Raw genomic sequence first — 16,263 nt, forward strand, 5'->3', positions numbered from 1 at the left:
CGCGGCCTCGCTGTTTGGGGGCAGTGCAAATGGCATTTCCGGTCAACTTTATCGCGGCGGCGCTTGCAAGCTGCATGAACGATGTCCGCTGTTGGTTGACTGCAGCAAAGCCTAGCCCGCTAGAATCATGTCGCTCTGGCGAAGCCGGCCCGCTCGAGCAGCTTAGATTGGACAATGACCGTTTGAGGCGCGAGCTCAAACGCCTGAGCGATTTCCTTGATACCTCTTCGGAGGTCGTCTGGGAAACCGATGACCAGCTGACGATTACAAGCGGCAAGGAAGACCTCGGGCTGCCGGCCGGCCAAATTGGAATCAAGTTGGCGGAGGCCTTGGGGATCAATCCGCTCGCGAGCAAATCCTGGATCGAATATCTGCAGGCTCTTTCCAATCGAAAGCCATTTCGGGGGTTCGAAATCTGCTTGGACGGACGTGCGGGGGACGAGCTTTGGCTGGAGATCAACGGCAATCCGACATTTGCGAGGGGTAAATTCCAGGGTTATCGAGGCACCTGCCGGAATGTGACCGAGCGCAAGCTGCACGAGGCGCAAATTGCATTTCTGGCGGCCCACGATCCCCTCACAAGACTGGCCAACCGGCGCAGCTTTCACGAGCTTGTGGAGCGCGCGGTTGGAACACGAGGGCGGCACAAGCGCATTGCGATTTTGTGTCTGGACCTTGATGGCTTCAAAAGCGTCAATGATACGCTTGGACATGGCGTTGGCGATGCCCTGCTGCTTGAGGTGGCGCAGCGATTGAAATCTTGCGCCAAGACGACAGACCTCGTCGCTCGGCTTGGCGGGGACGAGTTCGCGATTCTGCGGGTTGATGCCGCCGATCCTGAGGACGCCAGCAGCCTCGCTGAGAGAATCCTCGCATCCATTGGCGAACCCTACTTCCTCGATGAACACCGGGTGATGATTGGCACGAGCATTGGCATAAATATCACGGCATGCTCCGAAAACGGAACAGACGAAGTGATTAAGAATGCCGATGTGGCGCTCTATCAGGCAAAGTCCGATGGACGCGGCACCTATCGAATATTCCAGAACGAAATGAACGTCCGTTTGCAAGAGCGCCTGCAGCTCGAGGTAGACCTTCGCCAGGCTTTGCAACGATCTGAGTTCGAACTGTTTTATCAGCCCATCGTGAATATCGAATCCAAGCAGATTGTCACGTTCGAAGCGCTCTTACGCTGGCATCATCCGCAAAAAGGGACGATACCCCCTACGACCTTTATTCCCCTCGCCGAAGAGACAGGGCTCATCGTTCCGATTGGTGATTGGGTGCTTCAGCAGGCCTGCCGCGATGCCGCATCATGGCCGCAAGACGTAAGAGTTGCGGTCAATCTGTCGTCTGTTCAATTCAGGCGCGGAGCCTTGGAACTGTCCGTGACCCGCGCCCTGGCTGCTGCGGGCTTGCATGGGTCTCGTCTCGAACTGGAGATTACCGAGAGCATTCTGCTGCACGACGAAGAGATCACGCGCGACATTCTCAATAGGTTGCGGGTGCTAGGAGTTCACATCGCCATAGATGACTTCGGCACAGGCTACTCCGCATTGAGCTATCTGCGGAGCTTCCCATTGGACAAGATCAAGATCGACCGATCCTTTGTGCAGGATCTCAGCCGCGAGACGAGCGCGGCGGCGATTGTCAGGGCAATTTCCGAGTTGGGGCAAGCCTTGGACATGACCATTGTCGCTGAGGGGGTTGAGACAGCTGAGCAGCTTAGGATTCTTGGTGACCAACGCTGCACGCAAGCCCAAGGCTACTTCATCGCTTACCCCCAGCCTGCGGCGCAGCTGATCCGCGTCATTGAGGAGCTGAAAGCTGTTGCCTAATCTGGAGCTGCCCAAGGTTCGAGAACCCCTCGGCTATTTTAAAGCGGAAGCCACCCGCTGAGGTCTTGATGCACCTTAACACTTCGAGCCGTTCGCGCCAACACCGCGGCGGGCCGCTACTGATGTAGCCATTGGGGGCAAAGCTAGTCTACATGCTGGCAGGAGAGACTCAACGAGGAGATCAGGAGAACAAAACAGCCCTCAGGCAACAAAACGCCTTGCCTACTCCGATCATGGCTTTGAAGCTTTTCACGCTATTCTAGAAAGCCCGAATGCCTGAAAGGACCTCCCTACACTCTTGTGGCGGCCAAGTCAGGGAGGGGGCAGACAACCGGTCTTTTGGCGGAGCTCCCTCTCGTCTTTTTTGACCTGACACTGCGCCTTTGTATTGCTCAGGCCGCATGCATCGCGAGCCCAATTCGGGACAAGTGCGTGATCGTCTCGCTCATTGTCGTTTGGCACCAACGCTGAAATTCTGCCGATTGTCTGTCCTTGACTTGGCGCCTCCTGAAAACGGTAGTCTTGCGACGTTTCAAGGCCTGAGAGGCTACGCTGTTGAACAGGGCAGCAAACCAACTGCGGCTTGCCCGCCTCGCGGCCGACCCTAGTTGGTAGCATGGGAATTGCTCTGTCGATGATGGTGGTCTCAAGATCGGACAGTGCCACCATTGGTCGCTCAGGCAGCAGTCACGCGGACTGGCATACTTTTGAGCCCCCGAAGGGTGTTATTTAGCATGCGCTCGGGTTCGGCAATGAGTTCAATTGATTTTACCCGCTTCGCAAGTTCCGTTAGAACCAACTCACCCTCCAAGCGTGCGATCATCTGGCCCACACAAGCATGAATGCCGGAGCCGAAGCCCACATGTCCTGTTACAGGTCGCTCCACATCGAAGCGCTCGGGCTCTTGCCAACGAGCCGGATCACGGTTGGCGGATGCCATGAAGACCAGCACTTTGGTCCTCGCTGGTATGATATCGCCCGCCATTTCCACTTCACGCGAGGTGGTGCGGAAGAAGGTCTGCACAGGTGAATCATAGCGTAGCCCTTCCTCAAACGCATTGCGGGCGAGTGCCGGGCGCTCGTGTAGTTTGGCGAATTGCATTGGATGGCTTGCGAGTGCAAGCAAGGTATTCCCCAGTCCATTGATCGTCGTGTCGACACCCGCAGTTAGGAATGGCCGGACCAAATGCGTGGCCTCGTGTTCAGTAATCTCACCTGCATCAGCAGCTTCGTAGATCATCGTTCCAATGCCATCGGGTCTGAGCGCGCTGCGTGCGCAACGGTCCATGATCCATTTCTGCGCGGTCAGCCCTGGATCACGAGATCTGGCGAGAATGTGATTATCCGGTCCGAAGCTGTTGAAGACGAACGTGCTCCAGGCAAGCAGGTTCTCGCGTCCCTCCTCTGAGACGCCAATGGCGTCGGGGAACACCTTTAGGGGATAAGCTATGGCCAGATCTGTCATCGCGTCGAAGGTCCCCCGCTCGACGAGCTCGCCGATTTTCCTCTCGGCCTCCTTCTGAAAGGTGTCGCGCAGGTTCTTCGCTACGCCCGGTGACATGGTCCGGGCGAGGATTCGGCGTCCCTTCTCGTGATCGGGCGGGTCGATCTGTAGCGTCATCGGCCGGGGCAGCGCTGGGTTCATACCCTTTAGGCCGACGCCCTCTCCGCTGATGAAGGTCTGCCAATCCTTGAGCGTGGAATCAACCTGCTCATACCGCGCCATGGCCCAGATGTCGTACGGCTCGATCCTGAACACCGGTCCCAGTTCGCGAAAGGTCTGGTACGCCGGATACGGATCCCTCAGCACCTCATCAGCGAACGGATCGATCCGAGTAGAAGCAAACTGGCTCATGGCGGCCCCTCGACTTATTGTTTGCTGAGAGGACAATTGCCCTCGTTCTCGGGTCTGAAGGCATCTTCGCCCTTGATGATCCCGACAACCTTCAGGAGGTCCCACTTGGATTTCGACTGGTCGGGCGATTTGACCTGGAGGAGATAGAGCGGATGGATCTTACGTCCGTCCTTGCGGATGAAACCTTTGCCGAACAAGGAATCGTCGGTCGGAAGCTCCTTCATGGCGGCAACGACCGCCCTACCGTCTTTCGCGCCACCGACCTTGTCGACGGCCTTCAGGTAGTGAATGACGCCAGCGTAGACGCCGGCTTGCATGTCGTTGGGATAGGCCTTGGATGGGATGCGCTCCGAGAAGCGCTTGGCGAAGGACCGGGTGGCCTCGTTGAGGTCCCAGTAGAACGGATTCATGATTTGGGCGCCTTGGGCGAATTGCAGCCCGAGAGACGGAATGCCGTTCATGCCCAGAATCAGACCGACCAGTTTGTGATCTTTGGTCAGGCCGAACTCGGCGGCCTGCTTCATCGAAGTGATCGTATCGTCGCCGGCGTTGGCGATACCGATGATGTCGGCGCCGGAAGCCTGCGCCTGCAGCAGGAACGAGGCGAAGTCGGCCGTCCCGAGGGGATGACGGACGGCTCCGAGGACCTGTCCCCCGGATGCCTTGACCGATTCGGACGCCTGCTTCTCCAGATCGTGGCCGAAGGCATAATCGGCCGTGATGAAGAACCACTTTTTGCCGCCCTGCTCGACGATGGTCTTGCCGAGCCCGCGGCCATAAGCATAGGTGTCGTAAGTCCAGTGCACCGTATTCGGCGTACACTTTTCTCCAGTCAACAATGCCGTACCGGCGCCAGAGCCGACGAACACCTTGTTCTTTTCGGCGCTCATCCCCGCGACTGCCAGCGCAATCGCCGAGTTGGGGACGTCGAAGATTGCATCGACGCCCTCATTCTCATACCAGCGACGCGCGATGTTGACGCCGGTGTCCGACTTGTTCTGGTGATCCGCACTGACGACTTCGACCTGCCTGCCGCCAGCCTTTCCGCCATAATCCTCGACAGCCAATTGAGCCGCGATGACGGACCCAATGCCCTGATAGCTTGCAAATGCTCCGGACTGGTCATTGAGAACGCCGAGCTTCACCGTTTCCTGCGCATCGGCCGATCCGCAAATCAGCGCAAGCAAGGAGACGCACGTCGCCAATAGGCTTGTCACCCTCATGGATACTCCTCCCGGCTACCGTTGCGGTCTCAGCCGCATAATACTTATATTTTATAAGTATATTGGGCGATGTCAATTCGGCATGCGTCATGATAGATGCGAACGTGGATGACCCAGGGGAGCTAATGACAATAGCAACAACGGCGGCAGAGAAGCAGCTCGATTTGGCCGCACTTCGCAACGTCCCGGGCTTCGTGATCCGATTGATCCAGTTGAAGTTCTTCGACGGCTTCTATGAGACCTTCGCCGAGCTCGGACTGACGCCTGCGACCTACGCAATCCTCATGCTGGTGCGGGACAACCCGGGGGTCGTTCCGAGTAGCATCGCAGCACTGTTGCGGCTTCAACTCCCGAATTTGACAAAAATTCTGCACCAGCTCGAGGACGCGGGTCTGGTGAAGCGAAGCCGGTCCAAAATCGACCGGCGTGCGATTGAGATCACATTGACGTCGAAAGGCGAGAAATTGATGAGGGACGCCGTCCGGCTCACGGCGCCCTATAACCGCCGAATGCTTGCTCCCCTTAATGAAACGGAGCGATCCACTTTGATCGGCCTGCTAAATCGGATCTGCCCCTTTTAGACTCTTAATCAAATCTTGACCGTATCGTTTACAAGGAGAAGACATTGGCCATTCGCAATCAGGCGGCTGATGCGCGCGCATCCTCGCGCCAAGTTCACCAGGATGCCACGACTGGCCTTAGCGCGAGCTGATGCGCATGCGCCTCGACATCGAAGTTAGTCTGCTGCTGGAACGAAGCCGCGTGCCAGGCGGTCGAGAGCGAGGTGCACCTCACCGCTTTTTCGCTCGCTGCGCTTCATCGAAATTCAAACAGACTGCCTATTGAATTTCGGGTGGACCGCGGCGCCGGTCTGGACTAATCGTCGGCATCACAATCAGTCTGCTCGTCAACCCCGATATGAATGTACTTGCGATCGTTGCTCCGACCTTTGGGCTCATTGCTGTGGGCTACGCCGCAGCTGTTAGCGGACTGGTTTCAGAAGGTGCGCAGAAGGGCATTTCCGAGTTCGCATTCTCGATTGCAATACCAGCGCTTCTCTTCCGGACCATCGTCATCTCGCAATTTCCTGCTATGAATCCTTTGCTGGCATGGGGCGCCTACTATGGCGCTGTCGCCCTCACCTGGATCGCCGCTCTAGCTCTGTCGGCACGCCTGCTTCGCGTGACGCCCGCGGCCGGCGTTGTCGCAGCCACGAGCGCTGTGTACGGCAACATAGCGATGCTCGGTATTCCGCTCGCGCTCACGGCGTTCGGTCCGAAGGCGGCGGGGCCAATGGCGCTGATCCTTGCCATTAACACACCGTTGTTATGGCTCAGCGGAACACTTCAGATCGCCTGGATCGAGCGGAAAGATGGCGCCTCGATTTGGGCACTTGTGCTTCGCCTCCTGTTAGATCTTTTGCGCAATCCGATCATAATCGCGATTGCAGCTGGCTTCTTTTGGCGAATGACCGGGGCAGGACTGAATTCGCTGGTAGATCGGACTTGCGAGCAACTCGCTCAAGCCGGGTCTCCGGCAGCTCTGATCGCGCTGGGGGTCGGCCTTATGCGATTCGAACTCCGCGGAGAAGCACTGAGCCTCGCGGTCATGTGCTTTCTGAAGCTCATCATCATGCCCCTTGTTGCCTGGACGCTGGCCTTTCCCGTTCTACATCTGCCGCCCTTGGTTGGCGACGTCATCGTTCTATTTGCGGCCATGCCGGCAGGGGCCAATGCGTACCTGTTCGCCACGCAGTACAAATTGCTGGCGAACTCAACGTCTGCTGCGGTTGCTTTAGGCACGCTTTTGTCGGCAGTGACGCTTCCTTTGCTCATTACGATCTTGCTGATGAATCCACTCGAATAGCAACCCCGCGTTCAGCCGCCGAAGGCCTCATTGCGCACAGCCTCGGTGAGCGCTTTAGCGATCGCCGGGACCTCTAAACGTCAGCCAGGAACGCTGCAATTTGCGTCCACATGGCGATCGGATTGGAATACATCGGGAAATGGCCGCACGCCGGAATCTCGGTAAGGCGTACGCCATTTGTGCGAAGCAGGCCGAGATAGGATAACGTCGCATTCTGTTCGCCGTACATGAACATCTTCGGGCAGCGAAGGCCGATAAACTTTTGCATCAACTTTCCACTGTCCGACAGATCGACCATCGAGCGGAATATTCCAGGTACCGCAGCCGCCCTCACTTTGTGATGAAGACTGGAAGCGTAGAGCGCGCTGGCATAGGCTGGCATATGCCGGGTTCGGTCGATAAAATCGGCGAAGAACCGCTCCACGTTCTGCTCCGGAAATTGCAAGATCTGCCTGCTGAGGAAGCAGTCCTCGGGCGCAATGTTTCCCTCGATATTGACGAAGCTGAGTACGTGTTGGGGATACTTGTGCGCGAGCAGAAGTGCCGTCAGACCACCCATGGAGTGGCCAACGAGATGAAATCGGTCGAGCTTAAAATGCTCGATTACGCGCTGCGCAGTCTTTAACAAGAACGGAATTGAAATGTCTGATAGATCCGCGCAATACGTCTCTCCGCAACCCGGTGCGTCATAGGCGAGAAACGGATGCGCCGCGAGAGCTTCGTGGCGCACGATGTCAGCGTAGTCTTCTTTGGTAGATCCGAAGCCGTGCAGGAAGACGATTGGCGCCGCTTTTCCGGCGCGATGAATCGCTGACAGGTTCAATTCGACGCCATCAACTTGTGACGGCAACCGAACCAAGGCCAGTTCACGGTTTTCCGGCACGGCTTTCCCTTTGAAGCGTTAACGGGCAAAGCTGGCTCTCGCTTTGCAGCAAGAGCCAGGCCACTGGCTAAGTCTGTCCGAACCCGGATCCCGGCTTCTTATATTCGGGCCGGGGTGGGCTGAAGATGTCGAGCACACGGGCGCCCTCGGGACCAGCTCGCATGGTGTGAGGGACGTTGCCGGGCGTACGCCAGAAGTCGCCCTTGCGCACAGGGATCTCCTCCCCTCCCTGAATCCTAATGGCAGTGCCGTCCAGCAGCACGCCCCATTGTTCCTCAGGATGATGATGGAGCACGCCTTCGGCGTGCGGTGCGAAGCTCACCACCGAGAGCATCGCGTGTTCGCCCGAAAAGATGCGCGTGGTGAGTCCGGGCGCCAGCTCGCGAAGCAAGCCGTCATCCGGTGTATCAAGATTGTGAAATTCCTTTTTCTGGTCAGTCATGTCGTCCTCTGGTTCTGGTTACTACCGTCCGTAAGAGCCCTCGTAACGCCCCTCGCGAATAGCCTTCATGGTCTCCTCTTCGCGCGCGATCTGGGCACGAACAGCCTCAATCAGGGAATCTGCCATCGCGGCCGGAAAGGATACAACGCCATCCTCATCGCCAACGACGATGTCGCCAGGGGCGATCGGTGACCCACCGATCGACACTGGCACGTTGATGCAGCCTGGGCCACTTTTATAGGGGCCGCGGTGGGTCACTGCGCGGGCAAAGCAGGGGAAATCCGAACCGCTGAAGGCCGCGACGTCTCGGATGGCGCCGTCGATTACATAGCCGGCAGCTCCCCTCTCTTCTGCGATATTCTTCATGATCTCACCCACCAGTGCCCGCGTCTCGTCGCCGCCTCCGTCCACGACGATGACATCCCCGGGGCCGACCAGTTCAAGCGCCTTGTGAATTGCGAGGTTGTCTCCAGGACGCGTCCGCACGGTGAAAGCCGTTCCGACCAACCGTCCGGAACGATGGAATGGCCTCAAGCCAACAGCACCCGCCAATCGGTCGAGATTGTCCGAGATGACCGAAGTGGGGGCATCTTTGAAGGCTTCAATGAGAGCGGAAGGCGGCTTTGGCACGCTGGCAAGCGCGGTTTTGACGTTCATGGTTCACATCCGGTCAATCCGGCGATCTGGCGCCGCATCGCAAATGTGCGGCGCCAAATCGCACAAGGTGGCTAATCGATCTCGCGGCCGGCTTTTTCCGTTGCTGCCAACAAAGCAATGAGCGTGATGACGAGGGCTCCGGTCACGTAGGCTGGAATCGCATACGTGTCGGGATACTCTCTCAACAAGGTGGCGAAGATCAGCGGGGCAAAACCGCCACCGAGGACACCTGCGAAGGTGTAGGCGAGCGAGGACCCCGTGTATCGCACACGTGTTGGAAACTGCTCAGTGACGAAAGCACCTTGCGGACCAAACATCGCGGCTTGAAACACCATGCCGACTGAAACTGCGGCAATGATGATGGCTGGTGATTTTGTATCGAACAAGCCGAACAGGAGGAAGCTGCCGATGATAGATGCCAGAGCACCGAGCCCATAGACAGTGCGTCGACCAATCCGGTCAGAGAGCGCCGCAAGCAGGGGAACGGATATGGCATGCACGCCGGCGCCGATCAGAACAGCGGTCAGGGCCAATGTGCGGCTCAAACCCAGCTTCTGAGTGACATACGTCAAGGTGAATACGGCAAGCAGTCCATACACCACGTCCGAACCGATTCGAACGCTACCGGCCACTAACAGGTTGCGCCAATGGTCCCTCAGGACCTCGGCAACCGGCGCCTTGGTCGTCGCATGGCCGGCCTGCAGCTGATGGAAGTGGGGTGTTTCCTCAACGCTCCAGCGGATCCAGAATCCGAAGAACACCAGCACGGTGCTGGCCAGAAACGGAAGGCGCCAGCCCCAGGACAGGAAATCGGCCTCATTCAGCAGCGTCGTCGTGACGGCGATGGCCCCTGCGGCGAGAAGAGTACCGGCAGAGGGGCCGACTTGCGTCCACGACGCATTGAGCCCGCGATTTTGTGGCTTGCCATGCTCCACGGAAAGAAGGATGGCGCCAGCCCACTCGCCACCGAGCGCGATGCCCTGAATGGTCCTGAGACTAACGAGCAGCAGGGGCGCGGCGATTCCGATGCTCCCGTACGTAGGCAGCAAGCCCATCGCCAGGGTAGAAATGCCCATCAAAGCGAGCGTATAGACGAGGACGGCACGACGCCCGACCTTATCTCCGAGGCGACCGAAGATAATTCCGCCGATGGGACGCGAGATGTAACCTACGGCATAAGTCGAAAACGCAAGAATTGTACCGACAATCGGATCAAATGACGGGAAAAAGAGCTTATTGAAGATCAGAGCTGCCATGGAATTGTAGATTACGAACTCGTACCATTCCAGCGAGGTACCCACCATGCTGGCGAGTGCAAGCCGCGTCATCTTTCCTGCCGTGCTTGGGCCGACAGTGTCGAGCTGCGGCGTCAATGTCGTCTCTGCGCTTGTCGTCATCCCTATCTCCTGCGCGTTATCATTTGATCTGCCCGTCGTTGGCGCCCCGGCAAGCGTCACGACGTTTGATTGGTGATTGTGCTCTATGGGCTAGTGGATTGCCTCTGATAGACAGCGTGGTGCCTATTGCGGGTATGCGGCCTCACTTCGCTTGCCCATCTGCCCGCCTCGACTGCCTTTGCCCATTCGGCGCTCTTCAAGACGTCCGGATGGTCAATCTCATAAATGGCCGTATAGATCGGCTTGGGCGCCGGCATATCCTTGATGCCGTTGGCAATGGCGAACGCGAAGGGAACTCCTTTGACGCGCGTAACGCTGTGAACCCCTGGCACTTTCAGGAGATGCGGGACATGTTCCCCATCGTACACCTCGTTGAAGAGATCTTCGTGCGCAGGATCGACGTCCATTGAAGCAATCAGGACAAAGCGGGATTGGATCGGCATCAAGCGCTCCGTTGCTACTTGTGAGGAGGAGTGTATTCAAAGCCGTAGTCACGTTTCGCCGCCTCCGGCGTTACGTAACCGTCCAGCACGTCGTTGAGGATCGCCTCCCGGTCCCGACGTTTAACGTCACCGAATCCGCCGCCGCCGGGTAGCGAGAGCGTTAAAACCGTATCTGGCGGCAACATGCGGCTCAGCTTGGGGCGGACCTCCTCGCCATTCGAACTGGCGATCGAACCGGTCGCGCCGGATTTGCCATCGTACAAACCTGGTGCTGGATAGTGACATCGATCGTACATGCCTGAGAAGAGATAGGGCTTCTCGGTCAGAACCTCGACTTCCATTGTCTGGCCCAAGCCACCACGATGTTCGCCGGCTCCGCCGGAGTCAGGTCGAAGCGCTCTTTGCCGTACGACCAGAGGCGTCAAAGCTTCGATGATTTCCACGGGCACACCGGCGACACCGCTTGGATAGGAGGTGGCCGAGAGGCCATCGAGTCCCTTGAGGGCGCCAGTTCCGCCGGTAGAGAACCAAGTGTACGAGAAGAACTGATTGTCGCGCTTATCGAAGCCGCTGATATGCGTATTCCAGAGACTGTCGGCGCCGGGTGCCATCACCTTATCCGGCAGGATACCTGACAACGCGCCCATGATGGCTGAAGGGAGGAAGTGACCGACCGTATGACGGCCAGCGACGGCAGCAGGATGCTGAGCGTTGAGGATTGACCCGACGGCGGCGATCGTGCGTATCGGCGTGAACGAACCGGCGTTATTGGGCACGTCTGGCGCAATTGCGCACTTCACGCCATAGGTGGTGTAAGCAACGGTATAATTGAAACCGACGTTGATACCGAGATCAACCGTTGAGGAAGACCCTTCATAGTCGACGATGACCTCATCGTCCTTGATAGTGACCTTGGCCTGAATCTCGATCGGCTTGTCGAACCCGTCAATGGTGATCTTGAACGGATGCGATCCGTTGGGCAGAGCCGTAATGGCGGCTCTCATCGCCCTTTCGGTGCGCGCGACGATGGCGTCTGCCACCCCTTCGATATCCGCAAGATCGAACTCTTCGAGGAAAGACTTGAGCTGCTTTGCTCCGACTTCGTTCGCGGTGATCTGTGCATGAATATCGCCAATCACTTCATCGGGGGTCCGCACGTTGGCCGCGATCAGCCGATAAACGGCTTCGACGGGTTCTCCTTTCGAATGCAACTTCATGATCGGGATGAAGAGACCCTCCTCATAGACGGAGCGGGCATCACACGACAGCCCCCTGCCGCCGATATCGAGCGCGTGACAGCAGTTTGCAAAAAGCGCAACGACTCGCCCATTGTGGAATACGGGCGTTGCAATCGTGATGTCGTGAAGCTGAGAGACCGTAATCCAAGGATCATTCGTGATGATGACGTCCCCGGGCTGGAGCGTATCCAGCGGAAACGTCTTCAAGATGTGTTCCATTCCTGTCGCCATGGAATTGATGTGCCCCGGCGAGCCCGTGACCGATTGGGCCACCATCCGGCCGCGGCGATCGAACACGCACGCAGAAAGGTCTTCGGCGTCCCGGACGATGGACGTAAAGGACGAACGCATCAGGGCCGCGGCCTGCTCGTTCACGGCGGCAATGAGCCGCCCCCACATGATATCGAGCGTAATGGGGTCCAGTTCCTTGGCGCTCATCGGGCCACCTCGAGATCGACAATGAGATTACGGTTCTGATCGACGCTAATTTCGCCGGGTCCGTTGATAACAACGGTCGATTCACGTTCTTCGATGATGGCTGGCCCCTGCAGGCGATCACCGGCTCCAAGGCGATAACGGTCGTAGACCGGCACGTCGATGAGTCCTGCGTCAGGGACGTAGATCTTTCTGGAGCCCTTGAGTGGACCGTCGGACTTCGACGTATTGACCGGTAGCTTGAAGTCAGGCTTGGGCCCCGATGCGACCACTCGCCATGACATCACGTCGATTGGCGTGTTGGGTACGGTATGTCCGTAGAGTTCGGTGTAGACCCGCTCGAACGAAGCGGTGATTTCCGCGATGCTGTCTGGCCCAAGTTTACCGGAGGGAATCGGCACACGGATGTCAAAGCCTTGCTTGCGGTAGCGCATATCGGCCCAGCGACGGAACGAGACCTCTCGATCACCCATTGAATGAGCAAGACGGCTTCGCCCCTCCTCCTCCATTTCTTTGAGAGACCGATTGACTGCGCCCCAATCCAGTTGTTCCAGCCGTGCCGGGCTTGATCGCACAAAGTCAAATGCCAGTGGCGCGGTGAGGAAGCCGACGGCCGACATGACGCCCGCACCGAACGGATAGATGATCTTCGGCAACTTCAGGACGCGCGCGACGCCGTAGGCGTGAACCGGCCCCGCGCCACCAAACGCAAACATCGGAAACTGGGAAATGGTGCGCCCCCGCTCGATGGCGTGGATGCGTGCAGCAGAAGCCATTGCTTCGTTTGCCAGTTGATGGATTCCCCAGGCTGCGGCTATCGTGTCGAGATCAAGCGAGGCCCCGACTTGTTCGTTAATGGCACGTTCTGCGGCGGTCTTGTCGAGCTTCATATCTCCGCCGAGGAAGAAGCCTGCATTGAGGTAACCGAGCAGCAGATCGGCATCAGTGACCGTTGGTCGTTCCCCGCCCGCCCCGTAGCAGGCAGGTCCTGGCACGGATCCGGCGCTATGCGGCCCGACCTTGAGGCGGCCGAGTGCATCGATCTGCGCGATCGAACCGCCGCCCGTGCCGATCTCGATCATTTCGATGACGGGCACCTTGACTGGGAGACCGCTGCCTTTCTTGAACTGATATTGCCGATCGACCTCGAATTCCGGGGCCAGCAGAGGCTCGCCATCGACGATGAGGCAGGCCTTGGCGGTGGTGCCGCCCATGTCAAAAGAGAGCACGTCTGAAAGTCCGAGTGACTTGGCATAATGTGCCGCAGCCAACGCGCCGGCCGCAGGTCCCGACTCAACAAGACGGATCGGCGCTTCGATGGCTTGGCTGGCGGTGAGCAGACCGCCATTCGATTGCATCACATAAAGACCGGCTGCATCGCTGAGCTCGTCGCGCGTACGCGCTTCGAGCCGCGTCAGATATTTCTCGGCGATGCTCTTGACATAGACATTGCAGAGCGCCGTCGTCGAACGCTCGAATTCCCTGATTTCCGGGGAGATGTCGCTGGAGAGAGTTATCGCAACGCCGGGGAGCTTTTCCCGTAGGATGCGGCCAACGATGCGCTCGTGATCCGGACAAACGTAGGCGTTGATGAGACTGACGGCAACCGCTTCGATGCCTATTCTGCGCATCTCCTCGGCGATGCGCGCGACGTCGTCTTCGTTGGGGGCCTGGCGGATTGTTCCATCCGACAGAATTCGCTCGGCAATCTCAAACCGGTGACGCCGCCGGGCAATCGGGGCGGGACGACGCAGCCGAAGGTCGTACATGTCGTAGCGGTGCTCGCGCGCAATTTCGACGGCATCGCGGAATCCGCGGGTCGTGACGAGAGCGGTCAGCGCCCCCTTTCTCTCGATCAGCGCGTTGGTGAAAAGCGTCGTCCCATGCACAACATGCGAAACTTGGCCTGCATCACCGTTGATGACCTGCTTAATTCCATTGATTACGCCATTGTCAGGCTGATCTGGAGTTGTCAGGACCTTACCGAGCCGAAATAAACCGGTCTCATCGTCGACCAGGACGATATCTGTGAAAGTTCCCCCAATATCGGCGCCTAAACGCATCCGCTCCTCCAAATTCAGGATTTGGTAGGATTAGCGACTATGGGGTGACAGCCGAATTACCGTTTGGGCAATCCAGCTTTAAGGGAGCATTAGTCCTCCGCCCGCGGCTGCCTGCTGCGGCGGCGGCGTGCCCGACGCCCCCTTCTTGATCATCGTGTGAGAAGAGTTCCTCCCGTTCCGTGCCCATCTAAGCAGCCTCTTCTCCAGAGTCTTGATGCGTACGGTGACAAGCCTGGGAGGGCCAATCTGTCACGCGACAAAGTCAGCAAGGCCGTATTTCGCGAGAGATCCGGAGACGATGGCGAAGCCTGGATCTCTGCGACTGATTCACGGACGCGAGCGTCTGTGCCGGGAGAAGCGTACGCGGCCTGCCTTTCGTTTCCAGCAAATCGGAAGGAGCGGCGGGAGCTCGTCTCGTTTGTGGAGTTCGGGAAAGACCGATTGCTGGAGAAGGGGTTCGCAACGCGCAGCGTAGTCGCGCTCGAGCGCTTCCGTCAGCCGTTGTCCAGTGGATCAGACCGACCGGTCGGTGCCTGCGCAGGGCTGGGACCAGCAACAACATTAGTGCTTCGCACCTCCTTGACAACGCGCGTGACGATCTCGGAGGTCAACTCACGCTTCATCTCGCATCAGCTCCGCTATCCTTGCCGTAGTCATCGACGCCGAGTTGCCTTGCCCGGCACGGTCGTGTTGGTTGTCCTTGCAGATGCGCGAAAAATGATCCGCGCAGATTTCCTCGAATTTGTCCCAGCTCGGCGGCGGACGAAGCTGTTCGTTGTTGGCTCCAGACATGTTTCTGGATTCCGACCCGCCTGGTTAGTCGTGACTGGCGGCACCCTCGGTGCTGGTCCCAAATGGCTGCCCCTGACGAGTCAAAGAGCTTCCCAAATAGATTATCATAGGAACTTTCACAACTAATAGCTGCATATTTTGGTTACATATCCCGTTGATATATTTACGGCACTAGAAAATGGAATAAGTGCTCTTGAGAGCAAATTATCGCACATAAAGCGCTCTTAAAAGCAAAATATGGCAAACTGCAGGAAATTGCTGTATGCTCTTAAGAGCATAATAATCTGCTTAATGGCCTTCAAGAGCATGGTAGCAACCAACAAACTTCAAAAGGCGCCCCCTTACCCGGTGTCACGGACGCTCACGCAATTGGGAGCGGATCTGCGTACTGCACGCATCCGCCGCAACATGACCATGCAGGACGCAGCCAGCAGAATTGGAACGGGCGTGCGCGCTGTTATGGACGCCGAAAAGGGCAAAGCATCGACGGGTATCGTGGTGTATGCCGGGCTGCTGTGGCTCTACGATATGCTCCAGCCCCTCGAAGAACTCGCTGACCCCTCAAAGGACAGGGAAGGGATTGCTCTGCAAGCGACGCGGGAACGCAAGCGGGCGCGCAAGTCCGGAGGGCTCGACAATGACTTCTAAAGCAACACCGAATGCTTCGTCTACATCACGCTGCCGTGTCAGACCGAACCGATAACCGCCGGCCCGATTCTAGCTCGCTAAGGATCGCCGTGGCAATGCATTGGCTCGCTTCGTCTACGGCAAGTTGTACCTCTCAAACGGAGATGCGGTCGCGATTGATCCTATCGAGCTTGAATTATCGGATGAGACTTACGAAACAGGCCGACTGAATGGCGGTCTTTGGCGCGTTACGCGATGCAAGCTCGGACTATTGGGGTCGCCGCGTCATCGAGAAGCATGCCGGGGTTCCCCAGCTTGGCGAACTCGACTATCTGCTGAATTCAGCCGACGACGGCGTAGGGGCGCTTGGTTTGGACTTGGTCAACAACCTCCGGCACCACGTCGCAAATTCAACAAGACGCTCGAACTTGCAAAGCTTCAGGAAATCGCCGAAGCCTTGATGCTCTAGGAAGATGTAAAACCGAGGAAGGCGCCCAGGTTCGA

15 protein-coding genes are annotated in these 16,263 nt (G+C 57.8%); 5 read left to right on the forward strand and 10 right to left on the reverse strand.

From position 1 onward, the window contains the following. Positions 1-29: 29 nt before the first annotated feature. Entirely contained in the window at positions 30-1,838 is a 1,809-nt protein-coding gene (locus tag QY049_RS21995) for a bifunctional diguanylate cyclase/phosphodiesterase (protein WP_128930100.1), read from the forward strand. Positions 1,839-2,514: 676 nt separating this feature from the next. On the opposite strand, the gene QY049_RS22000 is transcribed toward QY049_RS21995, so the two are convergent. Together QY049_RS22000 and QY049_RS22005 are read right to left on the reverse strand one after the other, a co-directional pair. Further along, positions 2,515-3,693 carry a cytochrome P450 gene (locus tag QY049_RS22000; protein ID WP_128930099.1) on the reverse strand — a complete coding sequence of 393 codons (1,179 nt, stop codon included), beginning with the start codon at positions 3,691-3,693 and terminating at the stop codon, positions 2,515-2,517. A gap of 14 nt (positions 3,694-3,707) precedes the next feature. Beyond that, complete coding sequence (locus QY049_RS22005; protein WP_128930098.1) at positions 3,708-4,916, reverse strand: ABC transporter substrate-binding protein; 1,209 nt, start codon at positions 4,914-4,916, stop codon at positions 3,708-3,710. Positions 4,917-5,041: 125 nt separating this feature from the next. Between QY049_RS22005 and QY049_RS22010 the strand changes: the two genes are divergently transcribed. Together QY049_RS22010 and QY049_RS22015 are read left to right on the forward strand one after the other, a co-directional pair. Next, positions 5,042-5,497 carry a MarR family winged helix-turn-helix transcriptional regulator gene (locus QY049_RS22010; RefSeq protein ID WP_128930097.1) on the forward strand — a complete coding sequence of 152 codons (456 nt, stop codon included), beginning with the start codon at positions 5,042-5,044 and terminating at the stop codon, positions 5,495-5,497. A 337-nt stretch (positions 5,498-5,834) separates the two neighbouring features. Beyond that, entirely contained in the window at positions 5,835-6,782 is a 948-nt protein-coding gene (locus QY049_RS22015; RefSeq protein ID WP_128930096.1) for an AEC family transporter, read from the forward strand. Between the two features lie 73 nt (positions 6,783-6,855). On the opposite strand, the gene QY049_RS22020 is transcribed toward QY049_RS22015, so the two are convergent. From QY049_RS22020 to QY049_RS22055, 8 genes are all read right to left on the reverse strand, one after another. Continuing rightward, positions 6,856-7,665, reverse strand: a complete 810-nt coding sequence (locus QY049_RS22020; RefSeq protein WP_128930095.1) for an alpha/beta fold hydrolase — start codon at positions 7,663-7,665, stop codon at positions 6,856-6,858. A gap of 67 nt (positions 7,666-7,732) precedes the next feature. Continuing rightward, positions 7,733-8,107, reverse strand: a complete 375-nt coding sequence (locus QY049_RS22025) for a cupin domain-containing protein (protein ID WP_128930094.1) — start codon at positions 8,105-8,107, stop codon at positions 7,733-7,735. Positions 8,108-8,128: 21 nt separating this feature from the next. Continuing rightward, positions 8,129-8,764 (reverse strand): RraA family protein, encoded by a 636-nt coding sequence (locus QY049_RS22030; protein WP_128930093.1) that lies wholly within the window; start codon positions 8,762-8,764, stop codon positions 8,129-8,131. A 71-nt stretch (positions 8,765-8,835) separates the two neighbouring features. Beyond that, the gene (locus QY049_RS22035) at positions 8,836-10,161 is read right to left on the reverse strand and encodes an MFS transporter (RefSeq protein WP_128930092.1); all 1,326 of its coding nucleotides are present in this window, start codon (positions 10,159-10,161) and stop codon (positions 8,836-8,838) included. Positions 10,162-10,244: 83 nt separating this feature from the next. Continuing rightward, positions 10,245-10,604 (reverse strand): DUF4286 family protein, encoded by a 360-nt coding sequence (locus QY049_RS22040; RefSeq protein ID WP_128930091.1) that lies wholly within the window; start codon positions 10,602-10,604, stop codon positions 10,245-10,247. Between the two features lie 14 nt (positions 10,605-10,618). After that, on the reverse strand, positions 10,619-12,280 hold the full coding sequence (locus QY049_RS22045; protein WP_128955152.1) for a hydantoinase B/oxoprolinase family protein: 1,662 nt from the start codon (positions 12,278-12,280) through the stop codon (positions 10,619-10,621). Next, positions 12,277-14,340 (reverse strand): hydantoinase/oxoprolinase family protein, encoded by a 2,064-nt coding sequence (locus tag QY049_RS22050; RefSeq protein ID WP_128930089.1) that lies wholly within the window; start codon positions 14,338-14,340, stop codon positions 12,277-12,279. The genes QY049_RS22045 and QY049_RS22050 overlap by 4 nt, the downstream gene beginning before the upstream one ends. Positions 14,341-14,952: 612 nt before the next feature. Then, positions 14,953-15,132 carry a hypothetical protein gene (locus QY049_RS22055; protein ID WP_128930088.1) on the reverse strand — a complete coding sequence of 60 codons (180 nt, stop codon included), beginning with the start codon at positions 15,130-15,132 and terminating at the stop codon, positions 14,953-14,955. Positions 15,133-15,423: 291 nt separating this feature from the next. On the opposite strand from QY049_RS22055, the gene QY049_RS22060 reads away from it, so the two are divergent. Then, entirely contained in the window at positions 15,424-15,780 is a 357-nt protein-coding gene (locus QY049_RS22060) for an XRE family transcriptional regulator (RefSeq protein ID WP_232995558.1), read from the forward strand. A 209-nt stretch (positions 15,781-15,989) separates the two neighbouring features. Continuing rightward, positions 15,990-16,220, forward strand: a complete 231-nt coding sequence (locus QY049_RS22065) for a hypothetical protein (protein ID WP_188637395.1) — start codon at positions 15,990-15,992, stop codon at positions 16,218-16,220. Positions 16,221-16,263: the final 43 nt, after the last annotated feature.

The organism is Bradyrhizobium sp. WYCCWR 13022, assembly GCF_030435535.1.
Lineage (GTDB): Bacteria > Pseudomonadota > Alphaproteobacteria > Rhizobiales > Xanthobacteraceae > Bradyrhizobium.